This window comes from Mycobacterium persicum (assembly GCF_002086915.1).
Classification (GTDB): Bacteria; Actinomycetota; Actinomycetes; order Mycobacteriales; family Mycobacteriaceae; genus Mycobacterium; species Mycobacterium persicum.
On record NZ_MWQA01000001.1, the window covers coordinates 4081881 to 4101464 of the forward strand.

23 protein-coding genes and 3 tRNA genes are annotated in these 19584 nt (G+C 64.7%); 13 read left to right on the plus strand and 13 right to left on the minus strand.

What is annotated here, in order from left to right; all coding sequences use genetic code 11:
• Positions 1–7: 7 nt before the first annotated feature.
• On the plus strand, positions 8–463 hold the full coding sequence (gene cynS, locus B4U45_RS18670; protein ID WP_075546983.1) for a cyanase: 456 nt from the start codon (positions 8–10) through the stop codon (positions 461–463).
• Between the two features lie 13 nt (positions 464–476).
• On the opposite strand, the gene B4U45_RS18675 is transcribed toward cynS, so the two are convergent.
• The 5 genes from B4U45_RS18675 to B4U45_RS18695 all read right to left on the minus strand — a co-directional run bounded on the left by B4U45_RS18675 (position 477) and on the right by B4U45_RS18695 (position 5932).
• Positions 477–956: a hypothetical protein gene (locus B4U45_RS18675; protein ID WP_075546984.1), complete on the minus strand. Its 480-nt coding sequence runs from the start codon at positions 954–956 to the stop codon at positions 477–479.
• Positions 953–3412 (minus strand): molybdopterin oxidoreductase family protein, encoded by a 2460-nt coding sequence (locus B4U45_RS18680; protein ID WP_083153155.1) that lies wholly within the window; start codon positions 3410–3412, stop codon positions 953–955. Before B4U45_RS18680 ends, B4U45_RS18675 begins: the two co-directional genes overlap by 4 nt.
• 67 nt (positions 3413–3479) lie before the next feature.
• Positions 3480–4175 carry a crotonase/enoyl-CoA hydratase family protein gene (locus B4U45_RS18685; RefSeq protein WP_075546986.1) on the minus strand — a complete coding sequence of 232 codons (696 nt, stop codon included), beginning with the start codon at positions 4173–4175 and terminating at the stop codon, positions 3480–3482.
• A 79-nt stretch (positions 4176–4254) separates the two neighbouring features.
• Entirely contained in the window at positions 4255–5088 is an 834-nt protein-coding gene (locus B4U45_RS18690) for a hypothetical protein (RefSeq protein WP_083153152.1), read from the minus strand.
• A 106-nt stretch (positions 5089–5194) separates the two neighbouring features.
• Positions 5195–5932 (minus strand): MBL fold metallo-hydrolase, encoded by a 738-nt coding sequence (locus B4U45_RS18695; RefSeq protein WP_075546988.1) that lies wholly within the window; start codon positions 5930–5932, stop codon positions 5195–5197.
• A gap of 124 nt (positions 5933–6056) precedes the next feature.
• Here B4U45_RS18695 and B4U45_RS18700 point away from each other — a divergent pair, with 124 nt between their 5' ends.
• The 12 genes from B4U45_RS18700 (at position 6057) to rplA (ending at position 11197) form a co-directional block, all read left to right on the plus strand.
• A complete protein-coding gene (locus B4U45_RS18700) occupies positions 6057–6266 on the plus strand; it encodes a type II toxin-antitoxin system VapB family antitoxin (protein ID WP_075546989.1) in 210 nt (69 codons plus the stop codon).
• Between the two features lie 144 nt (positions 6267–6410).
• Positions 6411–6483 (plus strand) — tRNA-Thr (locus tag B4U45_RS18705).
• A 52-nt stretch (positions 6484–6535) separates the two neighbouring features.
• Positions 6536–6609: transfer RNA gene (locus tag B4U45_RS18710), tRNA-Met, on the plus strand.
• A 47-nt stretch (positions 6610–6656) separates the two neighbouring features.
• Positions 6657–6824 (plus strand): 50S ribosomal protein L33, encoded by a 168-nt coding sequence (rpmG, locus tag B4U45_RS18715; RefSeq protein WP_003898538.1) that lies wholly within the window; start codon positions 6657–6659, stop codon positions 6822–6824.
• A 68-nt stretch (positions 6825–6892) separates the two neighbouring features.
• On the plus strand, positions 6893–7345 hold the full coding sequence (gene hadA / locus B4U45_RS18720; RefSeq protein ID WP_371686846.1) for a (3R)-hydroxyacyl-ACP dehydratase subunit HadA: 453 nt from the start codon (positions 6893–6895) through the stop codon (positions 7343–7345).
• Complete coding sequence (gene hadB, locus B4U45_RS18725; RefSeq protein ID WP_075546991.1) at positions 7332–7760, plus strand: (3R)-hydroxyacyl-ACP dehydratase subunit HadB; 429 nt, start codon at positions 7332–7334, stop codon at positions 7758–7760. Before hadA ends, hadB begins: the two co-directional genes overlap by 14 nt.
• 2 nt (positions 7761–7762) lie before the next feature.
• On the plus strand, positions 7763–8263 hold the full coding sequence (gene hadC, locus B4U45_RS18730; protein ID WP_075546992.1) for a (3R)-hydroxyacyl-ACP dehydratase subunit HadC: 501 nt from the start codon (positions 7763–7765) through the stop codon (positions 8261–8263).
• A 210-nt stretch (positions 8264–8473) separates the two neighbouring features.
• A tRNA-Trp gene (locus tag B4U45_RS18735) sits at positions 8474–8546 on the plus strand.
• Between the two features lie 94 nt (positions 8547–8640).
• Positions 8641–9156: a preprotein translocase subunit SecE gene (secE, locus tag B4U45_RS18740; RefSeq protein WP_075546993.1), complete on the plus strand. Its 516-nt coding sequence runs from the start codon at positions 8641–8643 to the stop codon at positions 9154–9156.
• Between the two features lie 31 nt (positions 9157–9187).
• The gene (gene nusG, locus B4U45_RS18745) at positions 9188–9904 is read left to right on the plus strand and encodes a transcription termination/antitermination protein NusG (RefSeq protein WP_075546994.1); all 717 of its coding nucleotides are present in this window, start codon (positions 9188–9190) and stop codon (positions 9902–9904) included.
• Positions 9905–9959: 55 nt separating this feature from the next.
• A complete protein-coding gene (gene rplK / locus B4U45_RS18750; protein ID WP_075546995.1) occupies positions 9960–10391 on the plus strand; it encodes a 50S ribosomal protein L11 in 432 nt (143 codons plus the stop codon).
• Between the two features lie 98 nt (positions 10392–10489).
• Positions 10490–11197 carry a 50S ribosomal protein L1 gene (gene rplA, locus B4U45_RS18755; RefSeq protein ID WP_075546996.1) on the plus strand — a complete coding sequence of 236 codons (708 nt, stop codon included), beginning with the start codon at positions 10490–10492 and terminating at the stop codon, positions 11195–11197.
• Between the two features lie 73 nt (positions 11198–11270).
• On the opposite strand, the gene B4U45_RS18760 is transcribed toward rplA, so the two are convergent.
• From B4U45_RS18760 to B4U45_RS18795, 8 genes are all read right to left on the minus strand, one after another.
• On the minus strand, positions 11271–12488 hold the full coding sequence (locus B4U45_RS18760; protein ID WP_075546997.1) for an RNA polymerase sigma factor: 1218 nt from the start codon (positions 12486–12488) through the stop codon (positions 11271–11273).
• A gap of 5 nt (positions 12489–12493) precedes the next feature.
• The gene (locus B4U45_RS18765) at positions 12494–13189 is read right to left on the minus strand and encodes a YciI family protein (protein ID WP_075547156.1); all 696 of its coding nucleotides are present in this window, start codon (positions 13187–13189) and stop codon (positions 12494–12496) included.
• A gap of 87 nt (positions 13190–13276) precedes the next feature.
• Positions 13277–14206: a hydroxymycolate synthase MmaA4 gene (gene mmaA4 / locus B4U45_RS18770; protein ID WP_275887180.1), complete on the minus strand. Its 930-nt coding sequence runs from the start codon at positions 14204–14206 to the stop codon at positions 13277–13279.
• A 117-nt stretch (positions 14207–14323) separates the two neighbouring features.
• Positions 14324–15205 carry a methoxy mycolic acid synthase MmaA3 gene (gene mmaA3, locus B4U45_RS18775; RefSeq protein WP_075546999.1) on the minus strand — a complete coding sequence of 294 codons (882 nt, stop codon included), beginning with the start codon at positions 15203–15205 and terminating at the stop codon, positions 14324–14326.
• Positions 15206–15353: 148 nt separating this feature from the next.
• Positions 15354–16217 carry a cyclopropane mycolic acid synthase MmaA2 gene (gene mmaA2, locus B4U45_RS18780; protein ID WP_075547000.1) on the minus strand — a complete coding sequence of 288 codons (864 nt, stop codon included), beginning with the start codon at positions 16215–16217 and terminating at the stop codon, positions 15354–15356.
• Between the two features lie 157 nt (positions 16218–16374).
• Positions 16375–17235, minus strand: a complete 861-nt coding sequence (gene mmaA1 / locus B4U45_RS18785; protein WP_075547001.1) for a mycolic acid methyltransferase MmaA1 — start codon at positions 17233–17235, stop codon at positions 16375–16377.
• A 55-nt stretch (positions 17236–17290) separates the two neighbouring features.
• Positions 17291–18199, minus strand: a complete 909-nt coding sequence (locus tag B4U45_RS18790; protein ID WP_275887207.1) for an alpha/beta fold hydrolase — start codon at positions 18197–18199, stop codon at positions 17291–17293.
• A gap of 14 nt (positions 18200–18213) precedes the next feature.
• On the minus strand, positions 18214–19563 hold the full coding sequence (locus tag B4U45_RS18795; protein WP_075547003.1) for an ABC1 kinase family protein: 1350 nt from the start codon (positions 19561–19563) through the stop codon (positions 18214–18216).
• Positions 19564–19584: the final 21 nt, after the last annotated feature.

Consider the following 19584-nt stretch of genomic DNA (forward strand, 5'->3'; position numbering starts at 1 on the left):
TGAGGCCATGAACAGAAACCAGATCACCGAACAGATCGTGCTGGCCCGCCTGGCGAAGGGGCTTACCTGGCAGCAGTTGGCCGACGCCATCGGCAGGCCGGTGGCGTGGACGACGGCGGCGCTCCTCGGACAGCATCCCGTTCCCGCCGAACTCAGCAACGTCCTGGTGGAGATGCTGGGTCTCGACAGGTCGGTGGTGCCGGTGCTGGCCGCCCCGCCGATGCGCGGCGGCCTGCCCACCGCGGTGCCCACCGACCCCACCATCTACCGCTTTTACGAGGCGCTGCAGGTCTACGGCGGCGCCATCAAGGAGCTGATTCACGAGAAGTTCGGCGACGGCATCATGAGCGCGATCAACTTCAGCGTCGACGTGCAGCGGCAGACACACTCCTCGGGAGACCGGGTGGTGGTGACCTTCGACGGGAAATTCCTTCCCTATCAATGGGTCTCGGCGCAAAGCTGACGCGCCCGGCGGTTCAGCTGGTGAGTACCTGCGGCGAGAGTTCTTTGAGCATCGCGTTGGCCCAGCGCATCTGGCGCAGTGTCTGCGGATGGCAGCGCGACGTCAGCTGCAGCAGTTCGAGATCCTTCGCCGCCTGCGCGGCCTGGCCTAGCAGCTCCCAGTCCAGCGATGCGCCCGCGGCGATCCGGTGTATTCGCCGCAGGTCGGCGAGCAGCAACAGGGCCGGTTCGGGGCGGTGTCGCAGCATGCGACTCATCCGAGTCTGCGCAAAGCCGGTCAACGCGCGGGTATGCGGGTCGGCGGACAGCCGCAACCCATAGTGGCGGCCATGCTCGGCCAGCTCTTCGAGGTGATGCTGCGACCAGCCGGCCTGGTCGTGGGCCAGGTGATAGATGTCCTGGTCGCCGCGGTGGCGTGCGGCCATCACGTTGAGGCGGTGAGCGAGTTTCCGCTCGGAGCGATGCAATTCGCGGATGGCGAGCTTGAGCTTCACGACGCACCGCCACTCACCAGAGCTTCGGCTGCGCGGGCCGCCGCTCCGCCCACCGTATCGGGCACCGCGCCGTCGACCGGTGCCGAGGCCGCCGTGGTCGGCGCATATGCCGCCCCACCGGTTCCGGCGCGCAGCCGCCGCAGCCGCGCCGCCGCCGTCTTGTAGATCGGTTGCTTGGACACCGGATCCCAATCGGTGAGCGTGAGCTCATTGGCGGCGCGGTGATGGCCATGGCCGGCGGTGTCCCTATCGGCATCCCAATAGCCGTAATGGAACGGCACGAACAATACGCCGTCGCGGATGCCGCTGATCCGGGCGGCGCAGCGGACGGTGCCGCGCGGGGTGCTCACATCGACGGTATCGCCCTCCGCGATACCGAGACGGCCCGCGTCGCGCTGCGAGACTTCCACCCACACCTCGGGTGCGGCGTCTTGAAGTTGCGGCGCCCGAGCCGTTTTGGTGCGGGTGTGGAAGTGGTAGAGGGTGCGGCCGGTGATCAACGCGAACGGGAACTCGGCGGTGGTCGGCTCGTGCGGCGGAATATATTCGGCCGCTTTGATAATGGCTTTGCCGTAGGCGTTCATCGCGCGGTATTCGGTGGGCTCCAGCGGAGCGCCGGTGATCAGGTCCTTGCCGTAGGCCTCGCAGTAGTCGGGATCCGCCCAGAATCCGGCGTCGGTGTATAGCCGTTCGGTGCCGTCGGGATGCGTTGTGTTACAAGGCCATTGGATGCCGCTACCGCCGCGCAGCTTGTCGTAGCTCAGACCGGTGTAGTCGCAGGGCCGCCCGGCACTGCACTTTTTCCACGCCTCGAACGCCGACTCGGGATCGGTCCACCACACCAGCGGCCGGCCGTCCTTGTCGCGGAAGTCCATGCGCCGCGCGTAGTCGAGAAAGATGTCCAGGTCGCTGCGCGCGAATCCAGGTGGATCGACTGCTTTTTCGGACAGATGTACGGTGCGATCGGCGTTGGTGAACGTCCCCGTCTTCTCGCCCCACGCGGCGGCCGGCAATACCACGTCGGCCAGCTCGGCCGTCTCCGTCATGAAGATGTCCTCGACGACGAGGAACAGTCGCTTCTGGGTCAAGATGTCGCGGATCCGCGAGAGCTCCGGCAGCGATACCGCCGGATTGGTGGCGGTAACCCACAACATCCGAAGCGTGCCCTCTTCGGCATAGCGGAACATCTGCATCGCGTGCGTGGGCGGCGCATAGTGCGGGATCTGTTGTGGTTCAAGGTTCCATACCCGCGCCAAGTCGGCAATGTGGTCGTCGTTGGACCAGTTGCGGAAGCCGGGCAGGTCTCCGTCGGCGCCGCACTCGCGAGTGTTCTCGGCCGTCGGCTGCCCGTTCATCTGCAAGATTCCGCAGCCCGGCTTTCCGAGCATGCCGCGCACCAAGTGAACGTTGTTGACCTGGACCGCTGCCGCGGTGGCTTGATGGGATTGGTAGAAACCCTGCAACACAGTGGACAGCAGCCGCTCTGCTGTGCCGAGAAGCCTTGCCGCGCGGCGGATGTCGTCGGCTGCGACTCCGCAGATCTCGGCGGTGTGCTGCGGCGGGAACTCTGCCACCCGGTTGCGCAGCTCGCCGAAGCCGACGGTGTGTGCGTCGATGTAGTCGTGGTCGACCCAGTCGTGCGCGATGATCTCGTGCAGCAACCCGTTCATCAGCGCCACATTCGTCCCCGGCAACGGCGCCAGGTGAACCGTGGCATGCCGGGCCACCGGGGTAAGCCGGGGGTCAACGCACACGATGGCGGGCGGCGTGTCGCCGGCTAACCGGTCGAGCATCCGCGCCCACAGCACGGTCTGCGTCTCGGCCACGTTGTGCCCGAACAGCGCGATGACGTCGGCGTGGTCGACATCGGTGTAGGAACCGGGCTGGCCGTCGCAACCGAACGACTCCTTCAACGCCTCGGCAGCCGTCGCGGTGCACAGCCGGGTGTTGCCGTCGACGTGGTTGGTGCCGATCGCGCCGTGCGCGATGACGGCCTGGGTGTAGTACTCCTCAAGGAACAGCTGTCCGGAGGTATAGAACCCGATTGCGCTGGGGCCGTGGCTATCCAGCAGTTCCCGGCTGCGCTGCACGATCGTGTCCATGGCGGTGTCCCAGTCGCACGGTCGCAATTGGCCGTCGCGGCGGATCAGCGGCGTGCTGAGGCGGTCCGGCGACGCGTTGGCCTGCCAGCCGAACAGGTCTTTGGGGTCCACCCGCCCGTGATTCACCCGGTCGACGGCGCGGCCGCGGACGCCGACGATACGCCCATCCTTGACGGCGATGTCCAGGCCGTCGCCGTTGGAGTGCAACACCGCGGCCGACTGCACCCACCGATCCACCGATTCCGGATTCAGGCCGTCGACCAGATATTGATCGATGCGCTGCGGCCACTCCCGGCCGGTTCCGTAGGGGGTCCTGGTTCCCCAGGGCTGGGCGATCCGGTCCGGCGTAACCATGGGCGATAGTTACCCGGCGGTGAGAATTCGAAACGCCGCCGCGATGGTTACCGGCTTTACGCCGCCGTTACACCCCGAATTCCGCTTCTATTCCGTCAATCGCGGCACGCATTGATTTCAGGGCGTCGGCTCGGGCGCGTAATTTGGTCGCGGCGTGGGCTTGCTGATTGAGACCGGCGAATTCACGCGCGGCTTCCTCGGCGCGGCTGAGCACCACTTCGGGCAACGCGATCTCGTCGATAAAGCCGGCCGCCAGCGCGGTTTCGCCGAAGAATGTCTTGGCCAGCCCGGCGGCTTGCTGGTAGGCCGACGGAGTCAGCCGCAGTTTCATGATTTCCAGGGCGGCGTAGGGGATGGTCATGCCGATGGCGACTTCGTTGGCCTGGATGTTGTAGGCATGCGCAGCCACGCGGTGGTCGCCGGAGGTCAACAGGAACGCGCCCATCGCGATCGCATGACCGGTGCAGGCCATCACCACCGGCTTGGGATAGGACAACAGCCGGTAGGCCAACTCGAAGCCGCCGCGCAGCATGTCGATCGCGGGCTGCACCTCGCCGGAGGTCAGGACCTTGAGGTCGAAACCGCCGCTGAACACCCGGTGGTTGCCGGCGATGACCAGCGCACCGACGTTGTCCCGGTCCGCTTGGTCAATCGCCTCGTTGAGGGCCTGCTGCATGGCGGGGCCGATCACGTTGACCTTGCCGTCATCCATGCGGATCACCGCGATGGTTTCGTCGTGGGTATAGGTGACCGGGCCGCTCATCGGTTTACTCCTTCGGTAGGGACGTCGATTGAATCAGATCACCACCGCGGCGCATCTCTTGCCCGGTCGCGGCGCGACCTCAGACCCGCTGACTGCGATGCTTGCCCAACTCGTTTTCCGCATCACCCCAGCGCAGGCTGACGTCGGTGGGCTCGTCGAGTTGGCGGGTTCGCCACCTGTCCTGAGTCTCCTGGACGGCGCGGTTGATCCGGTCGATCTCGCTGCGGAAAACGTCGGGTCGCGTTTCCTTGCTTGCGTAGTGAAAATACGTCAGCACGCTGCGTAACAGCTCCAGCTTCTGCTTTTCCCGCTTCGCCAGGTCGTGGGTCGTCATCAGCTCGATCCGCTGAACCGGCGGCAGGGCATCCCAGTCCAGCACCACTTTTGTCTCCAGTGGACGCCGCCCCCGTCGCCAGAACCGCCAGCCGGGCCGCTGCTCGGGGCGGTCGTAATAGATCACCGTTCCCTCGAACCGGGATTCGACCCCATGGCCGATCTCGGCGCGGTCCAGCGCCGAATCCCACACCATCCGCCATTCCTGACCGGGCGCCAGCGTCGGCAGTTCGCGGGGCAACTGCAATTCGACGACGTCGGCGTAACCGTCCGAGGCATTCTCGTATTCGGCGACAGTCGGCGGATTGGGAAACGAGAACCGGATGTCATAGGCCGCGGTGCGACCGAAGTTTCGGACCACCAGTTCGATCACATGCCAGTCCGCGACGTGGGGCTCCATCAGCATCGACACATACGGTCGCGTCTGCTCGAACGTCAGTGCGCGGTTGCGGCGAATCTGATAGTTCATCACGACCAGTGCGATAACGCCGAGTGCCAGCGCCGACCACGCAGCCACCGCGAACCAGGTGCCGGACTCGACGTCGGTGACCCCATGCCAGCTGCTCTGGACCCACCCCATGGAATCCACCCTCCGCTTATACCACCACACCGATCCGCCGGCGAAATTGAGTAGCGCACGATCCTAGATGCGGCCCCCGCATCGCGGCGGCGGTGACTCAGCGGGATCAACCCGGGTCTGCCGCTGCTGCGCCGCCCATCAACATGCGCCATTGACCCAGATCGGCGGCGCGATAGACGAAGTTCGACCGCTTGACCTCCGAGAGTGGTGCGCTGCGTTCGGCCGAATACCAGTGCCCAGGAAATACCGTCGGATCGCCGGGTAGCGCGGCCAGCTGTTGCAGGCTGCGGTAGATCTCGTCGGAATCCCCTCCGGGGAAGTCGGTGCGCCCGCAGCCCTCCAGGAACAACGTGTCCCCGGCGACCAGCCGGCCGTCGAGTAGGAAACATTGACTGCCCGGCGTGTGACCCGGAGTGTGCAGCAGCTCGATCTCGATGTCGCCGACGGCGACCTTGTCGCGGTGCTCATGGGTGGTCAGGTCACTCATCGGAATTCCGGTCACCCGGGAAACCCACAATGCCTCATGGGTGTTCACGTGCACCGGTACGGTGGCCCGCTCCAGCAACTCGGCCAATCCCTTGAGCTCGAAGCCCATCATCGAGCCGCCGACATGGTCCGGGTGATGATGGGTCACCAACACCCCCGACACGTGCATGTCGTCAGCTTCCAGCCTGTCGACGAGGTCGCCGGCGGCGTAGGCGGGGTCGACCACCACGCAGTCGCCGGTCTGACGGTCGCCGATCAGATAGGCGAAGTTGCGCATTTGCGCGGCGATCATGTCGCCGACCGCAAAGTCGCGACCGGAGAGCAGTTGCCGGAAATACAGCCGGTCCGAATCTGACACGCCACCAGACTATGACTGATCCAAGATCGGTCCAATCCTGGCGGCCTTGACGCCACGATAGCCCGGATGCGAAATGCGGGCCTTCTGTGATTCCCCGGGCGAAGCCGGTGGGTATTGTTGGCGCATGCGGAAGAAGGTCGAGATCGAGATCGACGACGATCTGGTCCAGGAAGCGATCCGTCGGTACGGTCTGGCTGATGCGCGCGAAGCGGTCCATCTCGCGTTGCGGACCCTTCTCGCCGAGGGCGGTAGCGGGGAGGCCGACGAAGAGGAATACGACGAGTTCAGCGATCTCAGTGTGCTCGACCCGCACCGGGGCAACCGTGGCGGCTGATCTGCGCCCCCGTCGTGGCTCCCGTCGTCCAGCGTGTCCAGGCCGCCAGCTGGCGCATCGCGTCGCGCACATGGTTTGGTGACGCCGCGCGCCAGGCTGTACCCTCTTTTTGCCCGGGGCACGACTGGCCGTTACGGGTGAGCGGCCCCCTTAGCTCAGTCGGTAGAGCGTTTCCATGGTAAGGAAAAGGTCAACGGTTCGATTCCGTTAGGGGGCTCGGCAGACGCCGAGCAGGAGGGCAGCCCTGAACCAAGGCGGGGCGGCCCAGAGGCGATGTAGCTCAGTCGGTTAGAGCGAACGACTCATAATCGTTAGGTCGCCGGTTCGAGTCCGGCCATCGCTACAACACAACACCGAGACGTTTGACACCAGATTCGAGAGAGAACCGTCATGGCTTCCAGTACCGACGTGCGGCCCAAGATCACTTTGGCGTGCGAGGTGTGCAAGCACCGCAACTACATCACCAAAAAGAATCGCCGCAACGACCCGGACCGCCTGGAGCTGAAGAAGTTCTGTCCGAACTGCGGCAAGCACCAAGCGCACCGCGAGACGCGGTGACCACATACGGTAGCCAAACTGATTCGGTAGATTCGATAGCCGTGCCACTGACAACCAACATTGTCGGGATGCATTACCGCTACCCCGACCATTACGAGGTAGAGCGCGAGAAAATTCGCGAACATGCCCAGGCCGTGCAAAACGACGACACCTTCTTTTTCGACGAGAAGGCCTCCGCGGAGCTCGGCTATGACGGCCTGTTGGCGCCGTTGACGTTCATCTGCGTGTTCGGGTACAAGGCGCAATCGGCGTTTTTCAAACATGCGAACATCGCCGTCCAGGACGCCCAGATCGTCCAGGTCGACCAGGTGCTGAAATTCATGAAGCCGATCGTTGCCGGTGACAAGCTCTACTGCGACGTGTATGTGGATTCGATGCGTGAGGCGCACGGCACCCAGATCATCGTCACCAAGAACATCATCACCAACAACGACGGTGACATCGTGCAGGAGACCTACACGACCCTCGCGGGGCGTGCCGGCGAGGATGGGGAAGAGGGATTTTCAGATGGCGCTGCGTGAGTTCAGTTCGGTCAAGGTCGGAGACCAGCTTCCGGAGCGGGTCTATCCGCTGACCCGCCAGGATCTGGTGAACTACGCGGGCGTGTCGGGTGACTTGAACCCCATTCACTGGGACGACGACATCGCCAAGGTCGTCGGGCTGGACACCGCGATCGCCCACGGCATGCTGACGATGGGCATCGGCGGTGGCTACGTCACGTCGTGGGTCGGGGATCCGGGTGCGATCACCGAGTACAACGTGCGGTTCACCGCGGTGGTACCGGTGCCCAACGACGGCAAGGGCGCCGAGCTCGTGTTCAGCGGCCGGGTGAAGTCGGTGGATCCGGACAGCAAGTCGGTCACCATCGCGCTCACTGCCACCACTGGCGGCAAGAAGATCTTCGGGCGGGCGATCGCGTCGGCGAAATTGGCGTAGCCATGGCCTTGAAGACCGATATCCGCGGGATGATCTGGCGCTACCCCGACTACTTCATTGTGGGCCGCGAGCAACTCCGCCAGTTTGCCCAAGCCATCAAGTGCGACCACCCGGCTTATTTCGAAGAGGACGCGGCCGCCGAGCTGGGCTACGACGCGATCGTGGCGCCCATGACCTTCGTGACGATCCTGGCCAAGCTGGTGCAGCTCGATTTCTTCCGGCACGTCGACATCGGCATGGAGACCATGCAGATCGTCCAGGTCGACCAGCGGTTCGTGTTCTACAAGCCGGTGTTCGCCGGGGACAAGCTGTGGGCCCGGATGGACATCCACTCCGTGGACGAGCGTTTCGGCGCAGATATCGTCGTCACCAAGAACACCTGCCACAACGACGACGGCGAGCTGGTGCTGGAGGCCTACACCACCCTGATGGGTCAGCAGGGCGACGGCTCCGCCAAACTCAAATGGGACAAGGAATCCGGGCAGGTCATCAGGACTGCGTAATTAGTATCTGGCACCGGCGCCTGGGTAGACTCTAGTACACTCGGACCCCGGGGTTTCCCACCATCAGCGCACTTTTCCGTGAGTCGGTCGAGCGAAGCCGGCGACGGGAGCGAGACGAACGAATTGTCTCACTTCGGTTCGTGACCACCGACCGGGGTGCGCTCGTGTCATGTAAGCCCCGGCAGGAGTAGGTTGGCCTGCCAACCGCGAAGGGGCGTAGCTCAACTGGCAGAGCAGCGGTCTCCAAAACCGCAGGTTGCAGGTTCAAGTCCTGTCGCCCCTGCTGAAGGCAAAGACGTGCCATGCTGGACACTGGGGAGGATCCCCAGTCTTACCGGGACGGCTGGCGTGATAGTTAGCGAACAAAGGAGCACGCGGTGAGCGACGAGCGCGACGCCGCCGACGGCGCCGTAAGCGACGGCGGCGCAACCGAGGACGGCAGCGACAGCGGTGGTCGCACGGCCGTGGTGACGAAGTCCGTGGTGCGGCCGCAACGACCGACCGGCAAGCGGTCTCGGCAGCGTGTGGTATCGGCCGACGAGGACGCCGAGGACACGGAGTCGTCGACCGCGACCGAGATCTCGAAGAAGGGCTCCGCCAAGAAAGACACGAAGTCGGCTGAGAAGTCTGCTAAGACATCGGCGAAGAAGTCGGTGAAGGCCAAGAAAACCACGAAGGCCGGAAGGCCGGCCGCGCGCTCGGCCAACCCGTTCATCTTCGTCTACAACTACATCAAGCAGGTTGTGGCCGAGATGCGGAAAGTGATCTGGCCAAACCGCAAGCAGATGATCACCTACACGTCGGTGGTGCTGGTATTCCTCGCCTTCATGGTGGCGCTGGTGGGCGGCGCCGATCTCGGCCTGGGCAGGCTCGTGATGCTGGTGTTCGGCTAAGACTTGGCAGTGACAGAGAGGACTGAAAACCGTGACTACCTTCGACGGTGACACGTCCGCGGGTGAGGTGGTGGACCTGCAAGAGGCCACTACCGCCCGGGAAGTAGCAGCCCCCGCTGAAGAGGTCGACCCGGCCGCTGCGCTCAAGGCGGAACTGCGCAGCAAGCCCGGCGACTGGTACGTCATCCACTCCTACGCGGGGTACGAGAACAAGGTCAAAGCCAACCTGGAAACCCGGGTGCAAAACCTTGACGTCGGTGACTACATCTTCCAGGTGGAGGTGCCCACCGAAGAGGTCACCGAGATCAAGAACGGCCAACGCAAGCAGGTCAACCGCAAGGTGCTGCCCGGCTACATCCTGGTACGCATGGACCTGACCGACGACTCCTGGGCAGCGGTGCGCAACACACCCGGGGTAACCGGGTTCGTCGGGGCAACCTCGCGCCCATCGGCGCTCTCCCTCGACGACGTGGTGAAGTTCCTGCTGCCCCGGGGAGCGGCGAAGAAGGCGGCGAAGGGGGCGGCCAGCACCGCCGCCGTCGCCGAAGCGGGCGGGCTGGAACGTCCGGTTGTCGAGGTCGACTACGAGGTGGGCGAGTCGGTCACCGTCATGGACGGGCCGTTCGCCACATTGCCGGCCACCATCAGCGAGGTCAATGCCGAACAGCAGAAGCTCAAGGTACTGGTCTCGATCTTCGGCCGCGAGACACCGGTGGAGCTGACCTTCAGCCAGGTCTCCAAGATCTAGCCGGCCCGCACAGCGCATCAACCAGGTTTAACCAGGAAGGAACAATCGAGTCGCCATGCCCCCGAAGAAGAAGAAGGTCGCCGGGCTGATCAAGCTGCAGATCGTGGCGGGTCAGGCCAACCCCGCGCCGCCGGTTGGCCCCGCGCTCGGTCAGCACGGCGTCAACATCATGGAGTTCTGCAAGGCGTACAACGCCGCAACGGAGAGCCAGCGCGGCCAGGTCATCCCGGTGGAGATCACGGTCTACGAGGACCGCAGCTTCACTTTTGCGCTGAAGACGCCGCCCGCGGCCAAGCTGCTGCTCAAGGCCGCAGGTGTGGCGAAAGGTTCGGCGGAGCCGCACAAGAACAAGGTCGCCAAGGTCACCTGGGATCAGGTCCGCGAGATCGCCGAGACCAAGAAGACCGACCTCAACGCCAACGACATCGACGCCGCGGCCAAGATCATCGCCGGCACCGCCCGGTCGATGGGCATCACCGTTGAGTAGTACGGCGTAGGTCTGCATAGGCCGGGATCAAACCCGCGTGGGAGGGCTCGCTTCGGCCCGTTGGAAACCACGACCCAACACCAGATTGGATATCGGATATGAGCAAGACCAGCAAGGCATACCGCGCCGCCGCCGAGAAGGTGGATCGCAGCAAGCTCTATACGCCGCTGGAGGCGGCCAAGCTCGCCAAGGAGACGTCGTCGACCAAGCAGGACGCGACCGTCGAGGTGGCGATTCGGCTCGGGGTTGACCCGCGCAAGGCCGATCAGATGGTACGCGGCACCGTCAACCTGCCCCACGGCACCGGCAAGACCGCCCGGGTCGCGGTGTTCGCGGTAGGGGAAAAGGCCGATGCCGCCGTCGCCGCGGGAGCCGACGTTGTCGGCAGTGACGACCTGATCGAGAAGATTCAGGGCGGGTTCTTGGACTTCGACGCCGCAATCGCGACGCCCGATCAGATGGCCAAGGTAGGTCGCATCGCGCGGGTGCTGGGCCCGCGCGGCCTGATGCCCAACCCCAAGACCGGCACCGTCACACCCGACGTCGCCAAGGCCGTCGCCGACATCAAGGGCGGCAAAATCAACTTCCGGGTGGACAAGCAAGCCAACCTGCACTTCGTCATCGGCAAGGCGTCGTTCGACGAGACGCGGCTGGCCGAAAACTATGGCGCCGCTCTCGACGAGGTGCTGCGGCTCAAGCCGTCGGCATCGAAGGGCCGCTATCTGAAGAAGATCACCGTGTCGACGACGACCGGCCCCGGCATTCCGGTCGACCCGTCCGTCACCCGCAACTTCGCCGAGGCCTGATTTCCCCGGCGAGCAGACGCGGAATCGCACAACCATCGCCGGAGCGATGCGATTCTGTGTCTGCTCGGCGGTGTTAGCCACCGCACTCGGCGATGCGGCGCCGCAGGAATGCCCGACCCGGCTCGGAACCGTTGGCGTCCAACGCCTTTCGGTACCAGACCAGGGCTTCGGATCGGCGTCCGGCGCGTCGCAGCAGATCGGCACGCACCGAGGCGACCAGGTTCGACCTGGCCAGTCGCGGGTCGTGAGCCACCCTTTCCAGTGCCGCCAAACCGGCGCCGGCGCCGTCGCGGAAACCAACCGCGAGCGCTCGGTTGGCCAGCACCACCGGAGAGTCGGTCAGCTGCAGTAGCCGGTCGTAGGCCGCGCAGATCGCGGTCCAGTCGGTCTGTTCCCAAGAAGGTGCCGTCGCATGCAAGGCTGCTATGACCGCCTGCGGCAGGTACGGTCCGGTCGATCCGCGGGCCTGCTGGAGCCGGTCCAGGCCGCGGGTGATGCGGTCGCCGTCCCAGCGGTGACGGTCCTGTTCCTCCAGCGGCACCAGCGCCCCGGAGGCGTCCACCCGCGTCGCTCGCCGCGAATCGTGCAGCAGCACAAGGGCCGCCAAGGCGTGCGCCTCCGGCTCGCGCGGCATCAAAGCGCACAGCTCTCCGGCCAGCCGGATTCCCTCGTCGCACAGTTCGTCACGAATCGCCGACGGACCTGCCGTGGACCAATAGCCCTCGGTGAACACCGAGTAGATGCAGCCGAGCACGTGCGGCGTCCGCTCGGCCAGCAGTTCGGCGGGCGGCACCCGCAGCGGGATATTGGCACGACGAATCTTGTTCTTGGCGCGGGTAATTCGCTGACCGACCGCCGTCTCGGTCTGCAGCAGCGCGCGGGCGATCTCCGCGACGGTCAGCCCGGACACCAGCCGCAGTGTGAGCGCCAACTGCGACTGCCGGTCCAATGCCGGGTGGGCGCAGGTGAACACCATCCGTAGCTCGTCGTCGCGAACCGGATGCGGGTCGGTGTCATCGGTACGCGCCCGAATCTCGTCTATCACGGCCGCCATTTCCTTTCCGGGTCGCGCAGCTTCGCGGCGAAGTCGGTCCCGGACGCGGTTGCGGGCGACCGTTACCAGCCACCCTCCGGGGCGATCCGGCAGTCCATCACGCGGCCAGGTGCGAAGCGCTTCTGCGCAGGCCTCCTGGACGGCGTCTTCGGCAATGGTGAGGTCGCCGGACCACCGGGCGATCGCGGCGACGGCCGGACCCCATTCGCGACGGAAGACGCCGTCCAGGTTGACCATCGGCGCTACAGTCCGGATACACCGGCCTGCTGACGTAGCTGCACGGCGGAGGCCGGGATCATCGACGCGAGCTTGACGGCCTCGTCGCGGTCGGCTGCGCTGAGCACATAGAAGCCGTTGGCCACCTCGGCGCCCTCGGCGTAGGGACCGTCGGTGATGAGGACCTCGCCGCCATGCACCCGCACGGTGGTCGCGGTGGACGGTTCATGCAGGGCGGCTCCGCCGGTGATGTGATCGCCGGCTGCGGCCATGAATTCGTGGTGCGGCGCGGCCAACGCCTGCCATTCGGGGCTGCCCGGCGCGACCGCGTTCGATGGCGGTTCCAGCAGCAGTGCCAGCCACTGGCTGCCTTCCCGCCGGGCGGGTTCGAAGCTGCCGAACATCGGCCATACCTCCACCGCGCCGTGCTTGGCGGCGGGGACGTCGCGCGCCAAAGCCAGTGCCTCATCCAGGTTTTCGGCTTCGAACACGTAGTAGCCGCCGGCCACCTCCGCGGTCTCGGCGAATGGGCCGTCGGTGACGATCGGCGCGTCGGGTCCGCCGGTGATGCGCACGCCGGTCGCCGCCGGCAGCAGCGCGTCACCTCCGCGGATCGCCGAAGCCACCCTGGTGTGAAAGGCCTCGTAGGCCGCCATCTCGCTGGCCCGCTCGTCGGGCGTGCGGTCGCGCTCCTGGCTGATCAATAGGGCGAAGTACTGCATCGTGGTCACCTCATCCGGCAGTGAGCGAAGCCCTGTGCTCCACTCTCTACCTGTTAGACGAACCGCGCAGCCTTAATCCGACACCAACTAGGCGGCGACGGCGCCCGGCTTGAGGTAGGTGACCAGGCTGCAGTCGAGCATCTCGTCGGTGAAGTAGTGCTCGCAGCCGCGCAGGTACTTCATGTACCGGTTGTAGACCTCTTCGGAGGTGACCTCGATGGCCTTCTCCCGATTGGACTCCAGCGTGTCACCCCAGATCCGCAACGTCTTGATGTAATGCGGGCGCAGCGAAAGCGGTTCGGGGACGACGAAACCGGCCTTCTCGCCGTGTTCGACCATCATCTCGGTCGACGGCAACCGACCGCCGGGAAAGATCTCGGTGATGATGAACTTGATGAAGCGCGCCGTCTCGAAGCTCAGCTTCTTGCCGCGGGCGGCCATCTCGAACGGGTGATAGCCGACGCTACTCTGGACGGTCATCCGGCCGTCCTCGGGCATGATGTCGAAACACCGTTTGAAGAAGTCGTCGTAGTTCTCGTGTCCGAAGTGCTCGAAGGCCTCGATGGAGACGATCCTGTCGACGGGCTCGGTGAAGTCCTCCCAGCCTTGCAGCCGCACCTGACGCGAGCGGTTGCTGTCGACGGAGGCCAGCACCTGCTCACAGCGGGCGTGCTGGTTCTTGGACAGGGTCAGGCCGATGACGTTGACGTCGAAGCGCTCGACGGCCCGCCGCATCGTGGTACCCCAACCGCAGCCGATGTCGAGCAGCGTCATACCCGGCTTGAGGTCCAACTTGTCCAGGTTGAGGTCGATCTTGGCGTACTGAGCTTCTTCGAGTGTCATGTCGTCCCGCTCGAAGTAGGCGCAGCTGTAGGTCCGGGTCGGGTCTTGAAACAGGGCGAAGAAGTCATCGGAGACGTCGTAGTGCGCCTGGATGTCCTCCGAGCGCGTCCGGGTCTTCGTCTGTGTCGGCGCCTTGTCAGCCATTGTCGTCCTGTTCTCCTGGATAGTGTTCATTGCCCGAACGCATGCGACGCCTCGGTTTGACTTGTGCAACAGCCCGATAAACCCCCGAGGCGTTACTACCTATCGACGCGAGCGTGTGCACCCATAGCCCGTCTGTGGCACCTGAGTCTACTTGGCGAGTGTGAACTGGTTGCAGTCGATGTAGCCCATCCGGAAGGCCTTGGCGCAGCCGGTCAGGTACTTCATGTAGCGCTCGTAGACCTCCTCGGACTGGATGGCGATCGCCTCGTCCTTGCGCGCCTGAAGCGCCTCCGCCCAAAAGTCCAGAGTCTTGGCGAAGTCCAGTTGCAGCGACTGGCGGCGGGTCACCGTGAAACCGACCTTCTGCGCGTGCTCCTCGACGGTCTCGATCATCGGCAGCCGGCCGCCCGGGAAGATGTCGGTCACGATGAACCTGATGAACTTGGCCATCTCCATGGTCAACGGTATGCCGCGTTCCATGACCTGCTTGACGTGCAACCCGGTGATCGAGTGCAACAGCATCACGCCGTCGCCGGGCATGGCGTGGTAAGCGAACTTGAAGAAGTCGTCATAGCGGTGGAAGCCGAAGTGCTCCAGCGCTTCGATGACGACGATGCGGTCCACCGGTTCGGTGAACTCGGCCCAGTCCCGCAACAGCACCCGACGCGAGCGGCTGCTGTCGACCTCGTCGAGCACCTGCTGGCAGTAGGCGTGCTGGTTCTTGGAAAGCGTCAACCCCACGACGTTGACGTCGTACTTCTCGACCGCGCGCTTGAGCACCGAGCCCCAGCCGCAACCAATGTCGAGCAGCGTCATCCCCGGCTGCAGTCCCAGCTTGTCCAGCGTCAGGTCGATCTTGGCGAGCTGCGCTTCGTGCAGGGTCATGTCGTCGCGTTCGAAGTACGCGCAGCTGTAGGTGCGGGTGGGATCGACGAAAAGGGCGAAAAACTCGTTGGATATGTCGTAATGGGCCTGGACGTCGTCCAAGTTAGACCGGGTGCCTGCGGCACTTGTTGTCTTACCAGCCATATGTCCTCCAAGAACAGATGAGCACCCTCACGCGGTGATCATCCACGGCACCCTACACCGGGCAGGGCGCATCCATCGCATCGAAAGTCGCTGAGCGGCCGGTTTTTCCCGACTGGGACCCGACTGAGATCTGCGATGGTCGCCGTCACTACCTCTCCAAGGTGAACTGGTTGACGTCGATGTAGCCGATGCGGAACGCGTTGGCGCAGCCGGTCAGGTACTTCATGTAGCGCTCGTAGACCTCTTCGGACTGGATCGCGATGGCCTCGTCCCGGTGTGCCTCCAGCGCCTGCGCCCACAGGTCCAAGGTGCGTGCGTAGTGCGGCTGCAGCGACTGGCGCCGAGTCAGGGTGAAGCCGGCCTTGCCCGCGTGCTCCTCGACTTTCTCGATCGACGGCAACCGGCCGCCGGGAAAGATCTCGGTCACGATGAACTTGATGAAGCGCGCCATCTCGAAGGTCATCGGCATGCCGCGCTCGACGATCTGCGGTCCGGTCAGTCCGGTGATGGTGTGCAGCAGCATCACGCCGTCGGCGGGCAGGACCCGGTGTGCCATGGCGAAGAAGTCGTCGTAGCGGTCGTGGCCGAAGTGCTCGAAGGCGCCGATGGACACGATCCGGTCGACGGGCTGGTCGAACTGTTCCCAGCCCTTCAGTAACACCGTCCTGCTGCGCGCGGTGTCCATCTCGTCGAAGGTCTTCTGGACGTGGGCGGCCTGGTTCTTCGACAAGGTCAGGCCGATGACGTTGACGTCGTACTTCTCGATGGCCCGGCGCATGGTGGCCCCCCAGCCGCAGCCCACGTCGAGCAGCGTCATGCCCGGCTGCAGGCCCAGCTTGCCCAGCGCCAGGTCGATCTTGGCGATCTGGGCCTCTTCCAGCGTCATGTCGTCGCGCTCGAAGTAGGCGCAGCTGTAGGTCTGGGTCGGGTCCAGGAACAGCCGGAAGAAGTCGTCGGACAAGTCGTAGTGCGCCTGCACGTCGTCGAAATGCGGCGTCAGTTGTTCAGCCATGACCTTATGAATGCCTTTCCGGGCCAGGACCGGCCCTACGGTGCTCACATAAGATGCACCGAAAAACGCTCCCCCATGTGCTCGGGGAATGTTATCCGATTTGGCGCCGCAGCACTAAATCACGACCGAGTCTGCGCAGGCCAGAGCCGGTGCAAGGCTATTTCGCCAGGGTGAACTGGGCGACGTTGATCAAGCGGCGGCGGAACCGCTCGGCGCAACCGGTCAGGTAGTGCATGAAGTTGTCATAGACCGCTTCGGACTGGATCTCGATGGCACGTTCGCGCGCGGCCGCCAAGTTGGCGGCCCACATGTCCAGGGTCCGGGCGTAATGCTGTTGCATCAATTGGATCTCTTCGACGGAGAAACCCGCGGCCTTCGCGTTGTCGACAATGTCGGGTTCGGACGGCAGTTCGCCGCCCGGGAAGATCGATTCGCGGAGGAACTTCAGGAATCGGATGTCGCTCATGGTGAGCGCGATGCCCTGCTCGTGCAGCCACCTGCGGTCATAGGTGAACAGACTGTGCAGCAACATCCGCCCGTCGTCGGGCATGATCTCGTATGCGCGTTCGAAGAACGCGCCGTAGCGCTCCTTGTGAAAGGCGTCGAACGCTTCGAAGGAGACGATCCGGTCCACCTTCTCGTCGAACTCTTCCCAGCCCTGCAACCGCGCCTCGGCCCGCCGCTGGGTGGGAATGGCGGCGAGCCGGTCCTGGCTGCGTTGACAGTGGTTTTTGCTCAGCGTCAGGCCGATAACGTTGACGTCGTACTTCTCCACCGCCCGGACCAGGGCACCGCCCCAGCCGCACCCGACGTCCAGCAGCGTCATCCCGGGCTCGAGGTTCAGCTTGTCCAATGCCAGATCGAGCTTGGCCAGCTGCGCCTCTTGGAGGGTCATGTCGTCGCGCTCGAAGTAGGCGCAGGTGTAGACCCACGTCGGATCGAGGAAAAGCCCGAAAAAGTCGTCCGAAATGTCGTACGCGGCTTGCGAGTCCTCGTAATACGGTGTCAGCTCGGCCACTTGAGACAACCTCCTTTTGCAACCCTACAATCCTCGTTCAAGCCTCGTTCAAGACTCAGCCGGCCCTGGCAAAGTTGCTCATCAGGACACTGATCACCCCGTCCCATAACGGCTCGGGCAGATCGTGGCCCATCCTGTCGAACAACACCAGTCGGGCGTCATCGATCGCGCGGGCGACCGCGCGGCCATTGGAAGGCCGCACCATTATGTCCTTTCGGCCGTGGATCACCACGGTCGGCGCCGTGATGCGCCGGTTGTAGTGGAGCAGGCTGCCACTGCCCAGGACCGCGTTGAACTGTCGGCGCACGCCCAACGGGTCGAAGCTGCGATCGTAGTTCTCGGCCGCGTCGGCCCTGACACGCTCCTCGGGCAGGCGATAGCCGGGACTGCCCGTGATCCTGGTGACCCGCACGACGTTGTCCACTACCACCTCGCGCGGCGAGCCCGGCGGTGGGCCGTTGAGCATGGCCCGCAAGGCGCGCAGTGCCGGCGGTCGCAGGCACGCTCTGTTGTTGCTGGAGAAGATGATCGCCAAGGCCTTTGTCCGCTCCGGGAACCGTGCCGCGAAAACCTGGGCGATCATGCCGCCCATCGACGCGCCGACGATGTGGGCGTGGTCGATCTCCAGGTGGTCCAACAGCGCGGCCGCGTCGTCGGTCATGTCCTCCAGCGTGTATGCGGCCTGGCTGCGCAGGCCGAACCAGAAGCGCAGCAGCCGCGCGAGCATCGACTGGGCGGGGTCGGCGTGCTCGGTCCTGCTGGACAGGCCGACGTCGCGGTTGTCGTAACGGATGACGCGCAGGCCCTGGGCGACGAGTTTCTCGCAGAAGGCGGTCCGCCACAGCAGCAGTTGGGCGCCCAGACCCATGATCAGCAGCACGGGTGGGTCGTCCGGGTCACCCATGTCCTCGTAGTACAGCTTCATCTGCCCCGCGACCGCGGTGCCGCTGCGGACCTCCACCAGACCTCCGCTAGACCTCACTGGACCTCTACATCCGACTGATGCTCGCGGCTGACCTCGACCATAAAGTTGGCGAAGTACCCGGTGAGCTGCGGGTCCGACATCATCTGCCACTTCGGCGCCAGCAGCTTCATGTACCGCTCGACGTACAAGAACTGCTTGCCGATCAGCACCAGCTCGCGGGGCAGCTTGACGTCGTAGGCGTCGGCCAGCGCCGACAGCTGCCGGCCGATGTCGGCATACGACATCTCGCCCAGCGATTGCATCGTAAGCGGGGCGGCGAATTTCTCGAGGTCTTTGGCGGCCTGGGCCTCGGGCTTCACGGTCCCGACGGCGCCCATCAACACGACGATCTTGCCGGCGGCGGCATGGTCCTTCTTGACCAGCAGGGCATAAACCAGCTCGCGCAGCAGCCAGCGGGTACGCGGATCGATGCGGCCCATGATCCCGAAGTCGAAGAACACGATGCGGCCCTGGTCGTCGACGTACAGGTTGCCCGCGTGCAGGTCGCCGTGGAACAGTCCGTGCCGCAGCCCGCCCTCGAACACGCTGAACAGCAGCGCTTTGACGAGTTCGGTGCCGTCGAAGCCGGCCTTGCGGATGGCGGCGACGTTGTCGATGCGGATGCCCTGCACCTTCTCCATGGTCAGCACCCGCTCGCTGGTGAAGTCCCAGTGCACGTGCGGCACCCGGATGTTGCGGCCCAGCGGGGACGCGTGCAGGTGCGAGACCCACGCCTCCATCGATTGCGCTTCCAGCCGGAAGTCCAACTCCTCGGCCAAGTTGTCGGAGAAGTCGGCCACCACGTCTTGGGCCGAGAGCCGGCGGCCCAGCTTGGCCAGTTCGACGGCCTGCGCGAAACGCTTCAAGATCTGCAGGTCGGCGGCCACCCGGCGGCGGATGCCCGGCCGCTGGATCTTGACCACCACGTCCTCGCCGGTCTTCAGGGTCGCGTAATGCACCTGGGCGATCGACGCAGAGGCGAACGGCTCTTCTTCGAACGTCGCGAACAGCTTGGCCGGCTCGTCGCCGAGCTCCTCGACGAAAAGCCGGTGCACCTCACCGGTGTCGGCCGGCGGCACCTGGTCCAGCAGGGTGCGGAATTCACGCGACAACGACTCGCCGAACGCCCCTGGGCTCGAGGCGATGATTTGGCCGAACTTCACATACGTGGGACCCAGATCGGCGAAGGTCTGCGGGATTTCCTTGATGATCTTCTGCTGCCACGGACCCTTGGCCGGCAGCCTGGTGAGTACCCGAGCAGCGGTGCGGGTGACCTGCCAACCAGTGGTGGCGACCCGGGCCGCTTCGACCGGCAACGGCACCCGGTCGAGCTTGGCCACATCGCGGTGTTTGGTGGAACTCATCTGTGCAGTGTGCCAAATTGG

Bases quoted from the DNA above. Each gene is read 5' to 3' on its own strand.
- B4U45_RS18690 (WP_083153152.1), bottom strand. From the start codon at position 5,088: ATGGGGTGGGTCCAGAGCAGCTGGCATGGGGTCACCGACGTCGAGTCC.
- B4U45_RS18680 (WP_083153155.1), bottom strand. From the start codon at position 3,412: ATGGTTACGCCGGACCGGATCGCCCAGCCCTGGGGAACCAGGACCCCC.
- cynS (WP_075546983.1), top strand. From the start codon at position 8: ATGAACAGAAACCAGATCACCGAACAGATCGTGCTGGCCCGCCTGGCG.
- B4U45_RS18760 (WP_075546997.1), bottom strand. From the start codon at position 12,488: ATGGTCAACCTGGACGGCGTCTTCCGTCGCGAATGGGGTCCGGCCGTC.
- B4U45_RS18700 (WP_075546989.1), top strand. From the start codon at position 6,057: ATGCGGAAGAAGGTCGAGATCGAGATCGACGACGATCTGGTCCAGGAA.
- rpmG (WP_003898538.1), top strand. From the start codon at position 6,657: ATGGCTTCCAGTACCGACGTGCGGCCCAAGATCACTTTGGCGTGCGAG.
- rplA (WP_075546996.1), top strand. From the start codon at position 10,490: ATGAGCAAGACCAGCAAGGCATACCGCGCCGCCGCCGAGAAGGTGGAT.
- B4U45_RS18795 (WP_075547003.1), bottom strand. From the start codon at position 19,563: ATGAGTTCCACCAAACACCGCGATGTGGCCAAGCTCGACCGGGTGCCG.
- hadA (WP_371686846.1), top strand. From the start codon at position 6,893: ATGCATTACCGCTACCCCGACCATTACGAGGTAGAGCGCGAGAAAATT.
- rplK (WP_075546995.1), top strand. From the start codon at position 9,960: ATGCCCCCGAAGAAGAAGAAGGTCGCCGGGCTGATCAAGCTGCAGATC.
- mmaA2 (WP_075547000.1), bottom strand. From the start codon at position 16,217: ATGGCTGAACAACTGACGCCGCATTTCGACGACGTGCAGGCGCACTAC.
- B4U45_RS18765 (WP_075547156.1), bottom strand. From the start codon at position 13,189: ATGCAGTACTTCGCCCTATTGATCAGCCAGGAGCGCGACCGCACGCCC.
- mmaA3 (WP_075546999.1), bottom strand. From the start codon at position 15,205: ATGGCTGGTAAGACAACAAGTGCCGCAGGCACCCGGTCTAACTTGGAC.
- mmaA4 (WP_275887180.1), bottom strand. From the start codon at position 14,206: ATGAACACTATCCAGGAGAACAGGACGACAATGGCTGACAAGGCGCCG.
- hadB (WP_075546991.1), top strand. From the start codon at position 7,332: ATGGCGCTGCGTGAGTTCAGTTCGGTCAAGGTCGGAGACCAGCTTCCG.
- hadC (WP_075546992.1), top strand. From the start codon at position 7,763: ATGGCCTTGAAGACCGATATCCGCGGGATGATCTGGCGCTACCCCGAC.
- B4U45_RS18685 (WP_075546986.1), bottom strand. From the start codon at position 4,175: ATGAGCGGCCCGGTCACCTATACCCACGACGAAACCATCGCGGTGATC.